At 60.8% G+C, this 15,139-nt stretch carries 15 protein-coding genes and 4 pseudogenes; 10 read left to right on the forward strand and 9 right to left on the reverse strand.

Going from position 1 to position 15,139, the window contains the following annotated elements; all coding sequences use genetic code 11:
- The 6 genes from ACS5Q1_RS40330 to ACS5Q1_RS40355 all read left to right on the forward strand — a co-directional run.
- The coding region (locus tag ACS5Q1_RS40330; RefSeq protein ID WP_473103501.1) for a hypothetical protein at positions 1-260 on the forward strand (260 nt) is incomplete at its 5' end.
- Between the two features lie 215 nt (positions 261-475).
- Entirely contained in the window at positions 476-1,483 is a 1,008-nt protein-coding gene (locus ACS5Q1_RS40335) for a site-specific integrase (RefSeq protein ID WP_473103502.1), read from the forward strand.
- A 377-nt stretch (positions 1,484-1,860) separates the two neighbouring features.
- Complete coding sequence (locus ACS5Q1_RS40340) at positions 1,861-1,959, forward strand: Thoeris anti-defense Tad2 family protein (protein WP_473103515.1); 99 nt, start codon at positions 1,861-1,863, stop codon at positions 1,957-1,959.
- Positions 1,960-2,254: 295 nt separating this feature from the next.
- Entirely contained in the window at positions 2,255-2,455 is a 201-nt protein-coding gene (locus tag ACS5Q1_RS40345; RefSeq protein ID WP_473103503.1) for a terminase small subunit, read from the forward strand.
- A 704-nt stretch (positions 2,456-3,159) separates the two neighbouring features.
- On the forward strand, positions 3,160-3,525 hold the full coding sequence (locus ACS5Q1_RS40350; protein WP_473103504.1) for a hypothetical protein: 366 nt from the start codon (positions 3,160-3,162) through the stop codon (positions 3,523-3,525).
- Complete coding sequence (locus ACS5Q1_RS40355) at positions 3,506-4,096, forward strand: hypothetical protein (RefSeq protein ID WP_473103505.1); 591 nt, start codon at positions 3,506-3,508, stop codon at positions 4,094-4,096. Before ACS5Q1_RS40350 ends, ACS5Q1_RS40355 begins: the two co-directional genes overlap by 20 nt.
- Before the next feature lie 66 nt (positions 4,097-4,162).
- Here ACS5Q1_RS40355 and ACS5Q1_RS40360 read toward each other — a convergent pair whose 3' ends face one another.
- The 3 genes and pseudogenes from ACS5Q1_RS40360 to ACS5Q1_RS40370 form a co-directional block, all read right to left on the reverse strand.
- Complete coding sequence (locus ACS5Q1_RS40360; protein ID WP_473103506.1) at positions 4,163-4,621, reverse strand: helix-turn-helix domain-containing protein; 459 nt, start codon at positions 4,619-4,621, stop codon at positions 4,163-4,165.
- A 403-nt stretch (positions 4,622-5,024) separates the two neighbouring features.
- Positions 5,025-5,699, reverse strand: coding sequence for a recombinase family protein (locus ACS5Q1_RS40365; RefSeq protein WP_473103507.1), 675 nt, complete (start codon positions 5,697-5,699; stop codon positions 5,025-5,027).
- 101 nt (positions 5,700-5,800) lie between these two features.
- A pseudogene (locus tag ACS5Q1_RS40370) lies at positions 5,801-6,734 on the reverse strand (IS630 family transposase).
- A 289-nt stretch (positions 6,735-7,023) separates the two neighbouring features.
- On the opposite strand from ACS5Q1_RS40370, the gene ACS5Q1_RS40375 reads away from it, so the two are divergent.
- Complete coding sequence (locus ACS5Q1_RS40375) at positions 7,024-7,260, forward strand: DNA-directed RNA polymerase subunit alpha C-terminal domain-containing protein (protein WP_473103508.1); 237 nt, start codon at positions 7,024-7,026, stop codon at positions 7,258-7,260.
- A gap of 734 nt (positions 7,261-7,994) precedes the next feature.
- Positions 7,995-8,429, forward strand: a complete 435-nt coding sequence (locus ACS5Q1_RS40380; RefSeq protein ID WP_473103509.1) for a hypothetical protein — start codon at positions 7,995-7,997, stop codon at positions 8,427-8,429.
- On the opposite strand, the gene ACS5Q1_RS40385 is transcribed toward ACS5Q1_RS40380, so the two are convergent.
- The 4 genes and pseudogenes from ACS5Q1_RS40385 to ACS5Q1_RS40400 all read right to left on the reverse strand — a co-directional run.
- A complete protein-coding gene (locus ACS5Q1_RS40385) occupies positions 8,400-8,582 on the reverse strand; it encodes a hypothetical protein (protein ID WP_473103510.1) in 183 nt (60 codons plus the stop codon). The genes ACS5Q1_RS40380 and ACS5Q1_RS40385 overlap by 30 nt on opposite strands.
- A 539-nt stretch (positions 8,583-9,121) precedes the next feature.
- Positions 9,122-9,622, reverse strand: a pseudogene (locus ACS5Q1_RS40390) (ATP-binding protein); the annotation flags it as partial.
- 17 nt (positions 9,623-9,639) lie between these two features.
- Entirely contained in the window at positions 9,640-9,909 is a 270-nt protein-coding gene (locus tag ACS5Q1_RS40395; protein ID WP_473103511.1) for a hypothetical protein, read from the reverse strand.
- A gap of 31 nt (positions 9,910-9,940) precedes the next feature.
- Positions 9,941-10,060, reverse strand: a pseudogene (locus tag ACS5Q1_RS40400) (ATP-binding protein); the annotation flags it as partial.
- A gap of 312 nt (positions 10,061-10,372) precedes the next feature.
- On the opposite strand from ACS5Q1_RS40400, the gene ACS5Q1_RS40405 reads away from it, so the two are divergent.
- Together ACS5Q1_RS40405 and ACS5Q1_RS40410 are read left to right on the forward strand one after the other, a co-directional pair.
- Positions 10,373-10,549, forward strand: a complete 177-nt coding sequence (locus ACS5Q1_RS40405; RefSeq protein WP_473103512.1) for a hypothetical protein — start codon at positions 10,373-10,375, stop codon at positions 10,547-10,549.
- Positions 10,524-12,629 (forward strand): recombinase family protein, encoded by a 2,106-nt coding sequence (locus ACS5Q1_RS40410; RefSeq protein ID WP_473103513.1) that lies wholly within the window; start codon positions 10,524-10,526, stop codon positions 12,627-12,629. Before ACS5Q1_RS40405 ends, ACS5Q1_RS40410 begins: the two co-directional genes overlap by 26 nt.
- Here the strand turns inward: ACS5Q1_RS40410 and istB are convergent.
- Both istB and ACS5Q1_RS40420 read right to left on the reverse strand, forming a co-directional pair.
- The gene (gene istB, locus ACS5Q1_RS40415; protein WP_473103514.1) at positions 12,624-13,274 is read right to left on the reverse strand and encodes an IS21-like element helper ATPase IstB; all 651 of its coding nucleotides are present in this window, start codon (positions 13,272-13,274) and stop codon (positions 12,624-12,626) included. The two genes, ACS5Q1_RS40410 and istB, sit on opposite strands and share 6 nt — an antisense overlap.
- A 13-nt stretch (positions 13,275-13,287) precedes the next feature.
- Positions 13,288-14,662 (reverse strand): annotated as a pseudogene (locus tag ACS5Q1_RS40420) (IS21/IS408/IS1162 family transposase).
- Positions 14,663-15,139 lie beyond the last annotated feature (477 nt).

Below are 15,139 nucleotides of genomic sequence, written 5' to 3' on the forward strand. Positions count from 1 at the left end.
GGCCGCTGCAGCCGCAGCACCAGTTCGATCAGCTCTTCCTTCGTCAGGCGCTGCAAATCAGTGCGATCCATGGCCCCATGGATTCAGGAATTGCGCCTGATGACAAGGGCGTGGGTAATTACCTTGGAACCATGCGTTCTCAGTTTCGGAATGCTCTTCTACCAAGCGTCGTTCTGCCTCGAGGCAGTGAGATAGCAACATGGCTGTATAGGGATTGGGTGGCGGAATATCGTAAGCCAGTTTCTTCACTTCCTGGATAAAGTCATCGATCCACGCACGGTCAGTCATACTTGCCCCCTGATATCTCAGCCCGAAACTAAGAATAATGCAGGGTTGAATAAGGTCATACTCCGCCAGAAGAGCAGCCTTTTGAATACGGTTCACACCAAAGGGCAGCAATACCGTTCCAGCTGCCAAAGTCGGGCATGGGCTTCGGCTTTCCAAAATGTCCCTCAAAATATGCACGGAATTATGCATGACCTCTCTGCCGGTACCGGTCGCGCCGGCAGACAACACGCCGACACTCACGGATGCACTGAGGTCGGCCGCGGAGTACGCCCAGTCGGAGAAGGCTGATGCCACCCGGCGGGCGGATCTCTCCGACTTTCGCGATTTTCACACCTGGTGCGAGAACGTGCAGGCCTCGGCGCTTCCGGCGACAATCGAGACGACGGCCGCCTACCTCGCCCAGCTCGCCGACAGAGGACTGAAGGCTTCGACCATCAACCGCCGTGCAGTTACCATCGGCTACGTGCACCGGGCGAAAGGATTCGAGCCGCCAACGAATTCGGAGCCGGTCAAGGCCGTGCTCCGGGGGATCTGCCGCCGCATTGGGGCAGCCGTGAATCGCAAAGATCCGGCAACGGCAACGGTCATCGCAAGAATGGTGCGGCGGATCCCTGATAACCTTCAGGGCATGCGCGATCGAGCGCTGCTCCTCCTCGGCTTCGCCGCCGCGCTCCGCCGCTCCGAGCTGGTCGCCCTCGACGTGGTGGACTTGGAGCACATGCCGGAAGGCATCATCGTTCACATCCGCAAGTCCAAGACGGACCAAGAGGGCGAGGGCCATCAGGTCGCGGTGCCGCGGGGCTCGAAGCTCAAGCCGGTAGAAGCGCTGGAGGATTGGCTCCGCTCCGCAGCCGTGGAAGCCGGCCCGGTCTTTCGGTCAATCCGCAAGGGCGGGCGGTCAACTGGCGAACGCCTCTCCGAAGGCTCCGTCGCTGACATCGTAAAGCGCTACGCGAAGGCCGCAGGCCTCGACCCGGAAACCTTCTCCGGTCACTCGCTGCGCGCCGGCTTCGTTACCTCAGCCCTCGAGGCGGGAGCCGACCTGCTGAAGGTGATGGATATCATCGGGAAGTCAAAACCCTCAAGGCCTACGACCGCCGGGCGAAGGCCTTCAAGAACCATGCCGGCAAGGGATTCTTCTGAGATTTACCGAGACGACAAGGTCTCCCAAACCCTTATTTCACAAGGGCACTGAGTTGAACGCAATACTCAGGAGTGCCATTGCACCAAGCAGTACTGCGACGCTGCGAATTTGAGCGATGAAGTCATTGGCTGGGTGAGATGTCGTGGGCTCTTTCATAACTTAGCATTAACCATAGGCGCTATGTGGGGACAAGTTCCTCCAATGGGTGTCCCTAGCTGGACCTGATTGCGCAAAGGAGCACTAGGATGAACTTCGGTGAAGCCATCGGAGCCATGAAGGCTGGCTAGCGCGTTGCTCGCGCTGGTTGGAATGGCAAGGACATGTGGATCTGCAAAGGCGAGGGGGACCCAGCGCTGCCGGCATCCGCATTCTGGAACTAGCACACCCGCGCCTTTGCCGAGGCATAGCCCGGCCAAGCGGCCGAGATCCTGCCGTATATCATCATGAAGACGGCAGACGATAAAGTCCTCATGGGCTGGCTTGCCTCCCAGACGGACATACTCGCTGAGGCTCGGGTAGAGCTCTGAACCGCCGGATACGGCCGATATCAGTCTAAGAAGTAGAAGATAAGCACAGCGCAGAGAACAAGCCCACTAATCAACCCGAGCCACCTGAAGATGACCGCAGATGCATCGTTCGGGCGCGGAGGCTCGGGCCCCCATGGAGCAGGATCATCATCACTCATGGCTACCCCTCGGCTGAGTAGGCGACCTAGGATCCCGATCCTCATCGAAGAGTCGAATCCTCTTCTGGATTATCCGCTACAGAAGCCGGCCTGTGACGCCGTCTGATGCTGTTCCTCTAACATTTGTGAATCCTCACATGGCTTTGGCCGAGGAGCAGAAGCGGTTCGTCGAGGAATACCTCGTGGACCTGAACGCCCCAGCGGCAGCCAGACGTGCTGGCTACAGCGAGAAGACGGCGCACGAGCAGGGAACCCGGCTTTTAGAAAATGTTAGCATTGCCGAATCTCCCGCTTCCACGGCTGATTGTGCAATTAAAGCGCTTTTGATCTGGGCTTGAATCCCTTCGGGTGGTCTGTGCGTTGATTGGGATATGGCCCGGGAGGCAAGCCATGCCCCAGCCCTATTCTCCCGATTTGCGCGAACGTGTTCTGGTTGCCTGCGAGCGTGGCGACCTTTCCCAGGTCGAGATTGTGTAATGCCGCGGTTCAATTCTATCCGTTTTCGATCATGAGGAAATCTCACTTCAAAACGGTGAATGCCTGTTCTCTCGTCACGCTGCACATTTTGAGTACGCTGTTGCGCAGATGCCATCCGCGCAGAGCAATCCCGTTAGCCGAGAGGACGGATTGTAGCGTAATGTTCCCGAATGAACAGCCAGTGAGTTCAATCAACCTGAAGGCTGCTCCTGAAGACACGATTGCCATGAATTTGGCTTAAGAAGCCGTCGCCTGGTCGAACATCGCTTTGGACAATAAAATCCGATGAGTACACGTATCTTGTCGTTGATGAGCGGGAAGGAAGCACGATTCGAACCGCTCTGTTCCGCCTGCAAGAGTAGGTCAATTGGCTTCCCGAAGATCGTGCGGAGATGACATGTGAGCACGGGTCTCCGATGACCGAGAAGGAGATCAGTCACCGCAGCAGCCGCCTTTCTGGTCGGCAAGACGCGACCTCAAGTTACTTCAATGGCATGCCGTATCCCAGCTGGCCAAAGCGGTTGCGCTCATCACTTGAACCCACCATACCAACGACATAGATGCATTGGTTGAAATTATCCCTCAGCTCACGGCCCAGCTATCGGCGATGACGGAGCGGCTGATCGAAGCCGAGAAGGGGAGGGCAAATGCCGAACGAGACGCGGCAATCGCCCAAGCCGCTCTGGCCAGTGCAAAGGCCCAACTCATGGCTATGCAGGAACAGCACTTGGCGGAGTTGAAGCAACTCCGGGAACGGGTGGGAGCGGAGGCCAACAAGGCACGGTCCGAGCTTGCGGAGTGGAAGGCGCGGCCACGGCGGCGTCTGGCCGAACATCCCATCCTGAAAACCTTTGAACTTGCATCTCCGCGAACGACACCTGAAACTTCCGTCATCATGTTCTGGGATAACGATGCTGAACTCGCACCCTGACTCAACAGATCCTGCATCTAAGCAAGAACGATGGAAGGCTGATCTCCGGCTCAGAAAACGAGAAATCGCGCTCAGAGAGCGGGAGGCAGAGGACAGAGAGCGAGAACACGAACTGAAACGCCGTGAACTTGATGCCAGTATCGCTCAACAGAGGAAGAATGGGCGGAGAATTCCACTTGTATTGGCGCTGACTACTGCTGCAATAGCAGTAGCTGGCAATGCTGTGGTTGCTTTGATTAACAATAACGCTCAGATCGCGTTTGAGCAAAACAAGGCTGAATCCGAACGTATTCTTGAGGTAATTAAGACTGTTGATCCTGATAAAGCAGCCGTAAACCTCGATTTCTTGCTCAAATCCGGCCTCATCGCAGATAAGCCACTCCGTGATAATCTTGAGAATTTTCTGAACCAACGCAACCCAGGTCAAGGTCCCTACATCCTGCCATTGCAACCCGTACACAGTAGTGCACTTCTAAGTCGTGAAGCATTATTACTTCGTGCCCTAGAGGGGAAACTCACACCACCAGCGGCAGAACCTCCATCGCCCGCAAAACCAGAAACCTCTCCTTAGCATTCAGCGAGCGGGGGAGGGCGGATCGGTTACAGGAACGGGTCGAGCAACACCTCGCCGAGCGCATCAGATGAGCGAGCAGCAGGAAGCAGTCCGTGGTCTTGAGCAGCAGATCTCCGATTTGCGTGCAACCATGGAGGCGAGGGCAGCAGAAGCCCGCCGTCCATGGTGGCGTCGGCTGGCTGGCTGATACTTGGACCGTTGGCCTCGTAAGGTCTCCTCGACGATCCTTGGATTACGATCCAGTAGCGCCAATAGCACCCGGGCTGGTCCCGTTGGAGAGCGATGGCCTTGCTCCCAGTTGCGCAGGGTCGCGACAGGAACGCCGATCCGGCTGGCAAAAGCCGCTTGGGTCAGACCAGTCTTCTTCCTAATGGCTTGTACGTCAATGACAGATCGGACCGGCAGATCAGAGCTGGCGGGATCAGCCAAGATAGCGGTCAAGGCATCCATGAGGGCGTCGTACTCGTTGCTTATGATGCAGGGAGAATACGTCAATGACGTATCATCAATCTCCTTAGCCATTTATTCAATCACTTAAAAAATTCTTAGAGATCTTATTCCGAAATGGCGAATAAATTCAAAACGTCAGTCACATCATATAAAGGCGTTTGCATACAATGCGACAGTCAACTTAGTATGCTACCACAGAAAAACTAAAATAAATACTTTGTATCATCATAATCTTAACTATAATTGTGGGGATTCCAATGATGTTGCTGCTTGTCGCTGCCTCAATAGGTGGTTTTGTTACATTTGCCTTGCTCTGGCCTTATGGAGCATTCCTTGCACTTGTCAGTATGCCATTCGGTGGAAGCTTCTTGCTCCTCCTAGCAGGCCTGCTGCTGGCCTTCCGAAGGCGGCAGCACGAGCGCAGTATTCAAGCCTCGCGCCCTTCAGAACCCTCCAGAGAAGGTACAGAAGCGGCTTAAACCCGCTTCAGCACCCGCTGCACCTGCGCGGCGCTCCACGCGCCACCGCGTGCCGTCTTGATGCCCTTGGTATTCAATCCAGCCGCGATCTGCCGGAGCGAGACAGCTCCGGAGCCTTTCAGCTCCTCGATGATGGGTACAAGATCAGAGGCCCGGCTGTTGGCCTTCTCGATACGGGCCGCCACACTCGCCTCGGCTCCGGCCTTGGCCACCGCAGGCAGGTTGCCGCGATCCCCTCCAAGCCTCTTCCCTCGGGCCTTGGCATCGGCAAGGGCGTCCCTCGTACGGGTCGAAATGGCCTTGGCCTCATGCTCGGCCGCAGCCGCCAGGATGTGAACCGTCAGGCGGTTCGCCTGGGGAAAGTCCACCGCAGTGAACTCCACACCGCTTTCCATCAGGTTGGAGATGAAGGCCACGTTGCGGGCCAGCCGATCTAGCTTGGCGATGATGAGGGTCGCGCCGTGCAGACGGCACAGCCGGAGCGCCTCGGCCAGCTTGGGCCGGTCGTTGCGCTTACCGCTCTCGACCTCCACCACCTCGGCCCCGAGTTGCCAGCTGCCGCCATTGAGGTAAGACCGCACCGCCTCCTGTTGCGCCTCCAGCCCAAGGCCAAAGCGTCCCTGCTTGGCCGTGCTGACCCGGTAGTAGGCGACGAACTTACCTTGAGCCATGTTGAGCGCCTCCCGTTTGCAACTAAAACTACATCGTCCATTGCTGTTAATGTTACAGGATCGGAGGAGGTGTCAAGCTTCGGTCCTAGAGCCATTTCCGCTTACTCCGGTTCATATCCAGCGGCCCTGAAGTAGTTGGCGCGTTCTTCGGGCGAGAACTCGTCCAGCAATTCGCCAATGGTCTGTCACAGCACTTCCTTCGTGCGAGCTGCTGCCTTGCGCAGGTGCGCCTTGATCTTGGCGAAGGCCTGTTCAATCGGGTTGAAGTACGGCGGCAGGCGCTTCAACGTGGCACCTGTTGCCGCAACAAGCTCCCGCACGGTCGCACTCTTGTGTGGCGACAGGTTGTCCAGGATTACCACGTCGCCCGGCCGCAGTGTCGGCACAAGGATCTGCTCGACATAAGCGGCAAACCACGGGCCGGTCATTGGCCCATCCAGAGCACCATGGGCGCGGTAAACCCGCTCAGGCGCAAACCTGCCACAAAGGTGGTGGTCTTCCAGTGCCCATGTGGAATGCCGACCCGCAGGCGCTGCCCCCGCGCGCAGCGTCCGTACAGGCGCGCCATCTTGGTAGACGCGCTGGTCTCGTCAATGAACACCGGCCGCTCCGGGTCGAGATCAAGCTGCCCATCAAACCAGGCCTCCCGCGCGGCTCTGACGTCGGGCCGGTCGCGCTCACAGGCGTGCGCGGTTTTTTTGACCGTGATTGCCGTGCGTGGCAGAAGCGTCAGAGCGTGCCGATGCCGGCGCAGACGCCGCACTCCTCCCTCAAGCGGGCCCGCATCTCGTGAAGGCTGATATGCGAGGAGGCGTCAATCAGCTCCAGCAGAAAGGCCGCATGCGCATCGAGCTTGGAGCCCTTGGGTTGACCCTGCCGGCGGGCGGCCAGTTCGCCGGATCGAGCGCGGCGCACCCACAGGATGGCGGTTGAGATGCCAACCCCATAGCGAGCGGCCGCCTGCCGCACTGAGACGCCACCCAGGACTGTCTTGATCACGCGGTTCCGCAGATCCTGACTGTAAGCGCGTGCCATGCCGGGCCTCCATGCCTGGAAGCCACCAGGCCACATCAGGGCTCAGAGTGGAATCCCATCTGACTCAGAATAGCCGGAAAAGGCTCTAGAGAACCGTGAAAACATCCAAAATGGGTCATGAGCCGGGACCGTTGAGCCGGCCTGCAATTTTCATCGCACCAGGGAATGAAGCGCGGGGGCAGGTGTCTCAAGACACGAGCTCTCGGCAGCAACCAGTCTCGCGTTGCCAACGCTCAGGACCAGCAGACCTCAAGCTAGGCCGTTGTGACCCAAGTCGAGAGGAAAGCAGATGCCAAGCCACTACCATGAACGCTGGGAAGGCCCGATCAGAGATCTCCGTCTCCCCCTGACGGCTTGGAACAGCCTCCAAGCTGAAGGCATTACCACCCTTGGCCAGCTCATGGCGGTTGCGGACCGCCTCGAATGGCTCATCGGGATTGGACCCAAGACGGCTCAGGTGATCCGGGAAGAGCTTGCTCGTGTTGCGGCATCCGAAGGACAGCCTTCGAACGAGAAACAGGACTGAGGCCGCACGCTCTATCTCCTCTGAGGCGGGTCAACAGGTGCTATGCTCCGGTTCATGCTGGGACGATGTGAATTGCGCTTCTCATTATCAGCATCCTCGTCGCTGCCCCCGTTGCCCAAGACGCTCCATCTCTCTGGCGTGATCCCGACGGCGGATGCACCTACTTTCGGCTCAAGGACACTCTCAGACTGCGCTACCAGTGGGACGGCCTGCCCGATTGTCCAGACGCGAAACGTGAGGCCAGCCCATCTCTGTCTCCTCCTGACCAAACTGGCTCAGTTACCCGTAAGGATGTCCGGGATGTCACACGAGTCATCAAGAGCCTGACTCGGAAGCTCGATGACCTCAGGCGGGAGTACGAGCGCAGAGGGCGCTTCTAGCTCCACCTATATGAACTTTGTTGCGCTTTTTACTGGAAGGGGCCCACCCCTTCCGGGCCCCCTGCGGACATCGGCGAACAGCAAAAGGGCGACTTTCCTGTTGCGGCCAAGCTCTTGAACATAGGCAGAACAATCCCCACATAACTAAGTTCGGCGGCTAAATGCAGCCAAGACCTTAACGTTGTGGTGCCTCCGACAGCCTCGCCGTCAGAGCCGAAAGGCGCTAACAAAAGGGATCAGGCGGAAAGCCCGTTTTGGCCCTCAAATCCTTGTCCAACAACGGTTTCAGCTTGCTGCAAATTCACTAAGAAATCAAAGATCAACACGGATTTTCGTAAAATCTCGCGGAGGCACATGGGCGGCACAGGCAGCGGCAACTACGGCGGAAGACCCACGGTCGAGGACGCCCTGAAGCTCGACCTCCATCACCTCATCCGCAACGGCTCCTTCCGGCGAGGGGCAAGGGTGACGGGCTCACTGACCTGGACCGATACCTACAGTGGTAAGCAGAGAGCCAGCATCGGCTATGAGGCTCACATGGACGAGGAGTCCGGCTGGGTCTATCTGCGCTACACCACCACGAACCATTGGACCGGTGAGAAGACCCATCGCGACTACGCTGTACAGCTGGCCACCACACCCCAACCCTTCGGAGGCCACCGCTGGTGGTGGGTTTGCCCCCAGCGTGGGGATCTCGTCTTCAAGGTCTACAAGCCCAGCGGAAGCGGGATCTTTGCCTCCCGCAAGGCCCTCCCTCGCCTACCGCTCCCGGCGCCAAAGCCCCAATGACCGGGCCATCAATCGGCATTCAAGCGCCGGCACCATCTCCGAGCGGACGGCGGCATTGGCGATCCCACCAACAAGCCCAAGGGCATGCGCTGGGCCACCTTCGACCGCAAGATGCGCCAGGTCGAGACCGCAGAGGCCGTCTGCAACGCTCATCTTGTCCGGTTCGTCCAACAGCTGACCACAAGCAGGAGATGACATGTCGAGAGGCAAACCGAACCCGGAATACATTGGCAAGCCGCCCGAGGCAGTCCAGGCAATTCAGGGCCAGCGCGGATCCTGCTCGTGCTACTAGATCGCAATCCGAGGATCATCAAAGATCCTTTAGGAATAAAGTGATCTCGGCCGAGGTACGGCTATTGCGCTGCTGCAGGGCGACTTGCAGCCTACTATCGTCCCTTGGCCTGGCGGTGGTGCCTGCTGAACGCATGACCCGGGCGGGGAGAGGCCGGGGCCGAATACATACCCGGCCTCTCCCTTCTTGTGAATTCCGATGAACCCGGACGCTTATTCCAAGATGAAGCCGGTCACCTATTCCGATTTTATTCCGGGCAGCGTTCCGATCTGAAGCCGGGCCCTCTCCTCGTCTGACCCTGGGTTGTGGGAGATGGTGGATTGGGATTGGCCGGTCGTCAATCGGGCGATGATACGGCGGCCGGGAAGCGCTGCTTGCACAGGTTCTCGCCGGAGAGTTAAATCCGACCATTGCCGATGATCTCATACAGCGATCGACCGGGATCTGGCTTGTGACGATGGTGGAGCGCCGCTCATAGCGGTCCTCGACGATCTCCAGCAGCCCGCTGCTGATCGTCATCGAGCTTCTCGGGGCCCCAATCATCGAGAATGAGCAGGTCCGCGCGGGCCAGCGCCTTGAGCATCCGTGCGTAGCGGCTGGTTCCCCGCGCCAGAGCGAGCGCCGCAAACAGCCTGGGTGCGGTGATACACCACCGTGAAGTCCTCCCGGCAGGCCTTCTGACCCAACGCACACGCGAGCCCGCTTTTTCCGACCCCAGCTGGTCCGGTCAGCAGGAGCCCGCGTCGCTCACGGATCCGTTGCAGCCGGACAGCTTGAAGAAGAGCCCGCGATTGAGACCGCGCGCCGCCCTGAAGTCAACATCCTCGACATGAGCGTCATGGCGCAGGCGAGCCGCCCGGGCCCGGCTCTCAAAGCGCTTCTGGTGGCGCAGCGTCGCCTCCCCATCCCTCGACCCTCTCACGCGAGATCTCCCGCAACTGGATGCACGATGAGGAGCCGCTTTACCAAGGCTACTTCCATGTGACTGCCAACATGCAGGCCCGAGCCCGGCGGCAGCGCCTGAGTGCGCATTCCAGGGATGGTGATCAGTGCTTCCACACGATCATGATCACTCGTTCTGGTGATCGTGATCACCGTCAACGTTGACCTGGCGGTCCGCTGAGCGGGAATGAAGCGGTCAGTACCGCTGGCAGTTGTAAGGTGGTCTGGAAACAGGCGTTGGGTCAAGCCCGGCGCCGGCGATCAAAGGTCGATCGGATCAGGCCACACTCCTGTCGCCGCTCCGGCGGCGCAGGCTGTCGCCCTTGAGTTCAATCCGATGCGCATTGTGAATGACGCGATCCAGGATCGCGTCGCCGAGAGTAGGATCCCCGAACACCGCAGAACACCCCGATCCTTGACTGGGTCGTGTCTCATGTGACGGTCATCGATCCCCGACACGCGCTGAGCGGACAGCAGTTTGAACTCGTTTCCCTGCACTCCGCACGCGGGCCATCCTTTGTCGTGATTGCGCTGCCGGACGGCCGCCGGCGTTCCCTCCGCCGCTCCATCACCGACCTGGCCGAAGACTGTCCAAGTGGGGGCCCGTCAGGAGCTGAGGACGGCCTGCTTGTGAGTGTGCGCACCCTGCTCCCACTGGCGCAGCATTTGTCCACCATGATCACCGCGTCCGCACAGAAGGTGATCCCCGATGGCACAGCGCCTTCCCTCGAACCTAAAGATCGCGTCCTCGCCTCGGCCGTGGCCGAGCCTCTCAGCCGAGACGCAACTGCAAATGGCCCAGCTTCTGGCCGAGCTCCTGCGGCGGATCCATGCCGCCCAGCCCATCAGGGAGAACGTGGATGCTGACCATCCCGAACCCCTCTGACGAGCGGCTGACCTCAACCCGCCGCGCCAAGCTGGCCTATGTGTACGTTCGCCAATCCTCGGTGAACCAGATCAAGCATCACCAGGAAAGCACCGAGTTGCAGTACCGTCTGGTCGAGCGTGCCGAGGATCTCGGCTGGCCGCGCGAGCGGATCCAGGTCATCGACGAGGATCTGGGCAAATCCGGCGCCGGCACGACCGAACGCCAGGGCTTCCAGAAGCTGATCACCGAGATCAGCCTCGGCCATGCCGGTCTGGTCATGAGCCTCGACGCTTCACGCCTGGCGCGCAACAACCGCGACTGGCATCAGCTGCTGGAATTGTGCTCGCTGTTCGGGGTTCTTATCGCCGACGGAGAGCGGCTCTACGATCCCTGCGCCTATCACGACCGCCTGCTGCTCGGCCTGTCCGGCATCATGAGCGAAGCGGAACTGCATCAGATCAGGCTGCGTCTACACCAGGGCGAACGGCAGAAGGCAGCCCGCGGCGAACTTCGCCTGCCGGTCCCGGCTGGCCTGGCGCATGACCGCTCCGGGGCCGTGACGCTCAACCCCGATGAGGAGGTCCAAGCCCGCTTGGCTCTCGTGTTCGCCAAATTCTGCGAGTTGCGCAGCGCCCATGCGGTGATGCGCTTTCTGCAGGCGAACAGACTGCTGCTCCCAGCGCGGCCACTGAAGGGACCTGCGCCGCACGACATAATCTGGCGCGAGGCCACGAGCGCCCGTGTCCGCAGCATTCTTCAAAATCCCGCCTATGCCGGCGCCTATGTGTACGGGCGACGGCGACAGGCGCCCGGTCAGGCCCGCGCCGGAACCTGCCATCCCAGCACAATGAAGGTTCCGATCGCCGAGTGGGAGGTGTGCCTGCGGGAGGCTCATCCGGGTTATATTAGCTGGGAGGAATTCATGGCCAACCAGCAGCGTCTGACAGATAACATCAACAGCTACGAAGCCGGTCATGCAGGCGTCCCACGCAAGGGTGCGGCGCTTCTGCAAGGCGTCGCCGTATGTGGCCGGTGCGGCCGGCGCATGGGTTTGCGCTACACGGGTCCGTTTGGTGATTATCCGGTCTACTGTTGTCGCGCGGATCGTGATCAGACGGGTGCGCCGTTGTGCCAGGAGGTACGGGCTTTGGCAGTCGATGCTTGTATCGAGGCAATCCTGCTGGGCGCGCTCAAGCCTGACCGGATCGCGATCGCGCTGGCCGCCCTCGGGCAGTTGGACCGCGAGGCCCGACAACTGGAACGGCAATGGGCGCTGCGGCGCGAGCGTGCCCGCTTTGAGGCCGAGCGAGCGCGGCGCCAGTATGATGCAGTCGAGCCCGAGAACCGCTTGGTGGCCCGCTCTCTGGAACGCGCCTGGGAGGAGAAGCTGCGCGCGCTCGAGGCGATCGAACAGGAATACGATCACTGGCGTCGTGACCAGCCCTTGGTGTTGAGCGATGATGATCGTGCGGCGCTGCAGGCTTTGGGTCAAAACCTGCCGCAGGTATGGCATGCCACAACCACGACCGCAGCGGAGCGCAAGCGCATTCTGCGCTTTGTTATCCGTGACGTCGTCCTCGACCAGAAGAGAATAGTAGGACGCGTCTGGCTCAAGATCCTCTGGCAAACCGGGACCACCAGCGAACACGAAGTGCAGCGCCGTGTTCACACGTACAAAGACTATGCCGATCTTGATCGCTTGCGGCAGCGGATCACGGAGCTGAATGCGGCCGGCAAGATGGACAAGGAGATCGCACGGATCCTGAATCAGGAAGGATTCACCGCCGCGCGCGGCTGTCGCTTCCGAGGGGAGAATGTCTGGCTGTTACGAACCCGCTGGGGCATTCCGACCGTGAAGATCAACGGCATTGCGGCCAATCCGATGCGCTGGCCTGACGGAAGCTATTCGGTCCAGGGATTGGCTGCGCTCTTGGGCGTGACGCCGCAGACAATCTTCGATTATCTGGCCCGTGGCTTCCTCGTCGGGCGGCAACTGGTCAAGGGGCAGCCTTGGCAAATCGATCCGACGGACGATCAGGTCCGGTATCTGCGGGATCGCCTGCAACGCATAAGACGATCAAGGAAGGAGGCATCATGAGATCTTTGCGTCGGCAATCACGTCATGCCAATGGGACACGGGAACCTGACTGGTGATCAGCAGCGAGCCCTTGTCGTAGCGGTCATCGACGATCTCCAGGAGATCCCGGCGCTGCTCGGCGGTGAGCGGCTCCGGGCCCCAGTCGTCGATGATGATCAGATCCGTGCGTTCCAGGGCACTCATCAGCCGTGCCAGACGGCCTTCGCCGCGGGCCTGGGCCAGATCGGCAAACAGGCGCGGCGCCCGCCGGTACAGAACCGAGAAGCCGTCGCGACAGGCTTTGTGGCCGAGCGCACAGGCGAGCCAGCTCTTCCCCGTCCCGGTCGGGCCGACAATGGCCAGGGGATTGTGATCCCGCACCCATTGGCTGGTGGCGAGCGCCTGGAACAAGGCCCGGTCGAGACCGCGCGAGCTACGATAGTCGACATTCTCCACGGTGGCGTTCTGGCGCAGTTTGGCCGCGCTGAGGCGGCGCGCCAGGCGACGGTTGTCGCGGAATGTGACTTCCCGATCGACCAGAAGACCGAGCCAGTCGGCATGGGGCATCGCGGCCGCGTCGGGGTTGGTCTGCAACTCGAGCAGCGTGTCGGCCATGGCGCTCAGGCCCAGGGCGCGCAGGCGTTCGACGGTGGGATGAAGCAGCATGAGGAGCTCCTGATCAGTGATAGTAGCCGGGGCCGCGGATGTTGGCGTGGATGAGCACCGGCGCGTCCTGCGCCGGCTGGGAGGCCTTGGGCGTGCCGCTCTTCAGAATGGCGGCAACCGAGGTGTAGGACCGGGTGTTGATCGCCAGAGCCTGCGCGCAGGCCGCATCGACCCGCTCGGCTCCATAGCGCTTGACCAGTCCGAGAATGCCGATCGCCGACCGGAAGCCCTGCTCGGGATGCGGCCGGGAGCGCAGGATGACGTCGATCAAGGTGGCGGCGTCGGGTCCAACCTTGCCCGCCTCGCGGCGGATGCGCTCGTGCGTCCAGTCGCGGTAGCGCCGATGCGGACGATGGGAGCGCACGTGCGAGGCCACGCGCTTGCCGTGCCAGAAGACTTCAACGGTCGTGGCCGTGATCCGCGCCTCGACCTCCTGGCGCACGAGGCTGTGCGGCACGCTGTAGTAATGCTTGGCGATCTCGATGTGATAGTCGAGACCGACGCGGCAGCGCTTCCACTCGGCATACTCGTAAGGTTCGGCCGGCAACGGCAGCAGTGCCGGGCGGTCGAGCGCCTCGAACAGCTCGCGCCGGCTGCGGCCCCAACCGCGCAAGGGCCGCTCATTCAGGTCGCGCAGCAGATCCTGGATGGCGTCGTTGAGGGCCGGCAGCGAGAAGAAGCGGCGGTTGCGCAGGCGGGCCAGGATCCAGCGCCTGAACACCGACCTCGACCTTCGCCTTGTCGCGCGGCTTGTAGGGCCGGGCCGGCACGATGGCGGTGCCGTAGTGGCGTGCCGCGTCGGCATAGGTACGATTGACCATCGGCTCGTGGAAGCAAGCCTTGGTGATCCCGGCCTTGAGATTGTCGCTGACCGTCTGGCGGGTGGCACCGCCCAGGAAGGCAAAGGTGCGCACGTGCGAACCGATCCAGTCCGGCAGGCAATAGTCGACGAAGAGCTTCTCGCCGGCGACATGGACCTGGCGCAGGGTCGGTTTGAGCCGACCCGCCCAGTCCTTGTAATGCTCGCAGAACCAGGAATAGCTGAAGGCCTCGGGGGTGCTGTCGCAGTATTCCTCCCACAGCAGCATGAGCGTCACGCCCGGCCGGCGCAGTTCGCGATGGACCAGGGTCCAGTCGGGCTGGCTGCGTTGCTCGGCGGGCAGATCGGAGGGCGGCGGATAGAGCCGGTTCTCCAGCAGGACATCATCATCGAGCTCGGGCGGCAGCGGCCAGGTCAGGCCGGCCCGCCGGACGCGGTTGATGTATTTGCTGACGGTGCCCTGGGCCAGGCCCAGGCTGGTTGCGGTGGCGCGTTGGGAGAGCCCGACCGCGTGGTGCAGGCGTAAGACTTCACGGATGTGGCGCATCGACAGTCTCTCGGTGGGCATCTTGGTCCTCGGCTGGGAAGCAAAGGCCAAGAGTACCGTGGGTTGCAAACTGCCAGCGGAACGCACCTCCTCGCAGCCCCTAAGACTGATCACGATCGCCTGGAATGGGTGATCACGATCCTCTGGAAACCATGATCACGATGCCCTGGAATGGATGATCACGATCCTCTGGAACCCGTAATCACGATCGCCTGGAACGCGCAGCCTGAGCAAACTCTCACGCCATCCTGCTCTGGCCATTCATGTGATCGACCGTCTCAAGGCTGCCTGGTTGCCGGAACAGATCGCCGGCCGCCTGCGGGTGTCTAGTGTGCCCGAGCGCGTGTCGCATGAGACGATCTCCCGGTTCGTCTACAGATCCTATATGTGGACGGCTTCCTCCTCACAAGGGTGTTGGTCAGTACTATGATCGGATCGCTTGCGCCCATATGTCCGGCCTGTCGGTGCGGTCGCGCATGACCGCGGGCCAAGATGGTT

Source organism: Microvirga sp. GN3, from assembly GCF_055792825.1.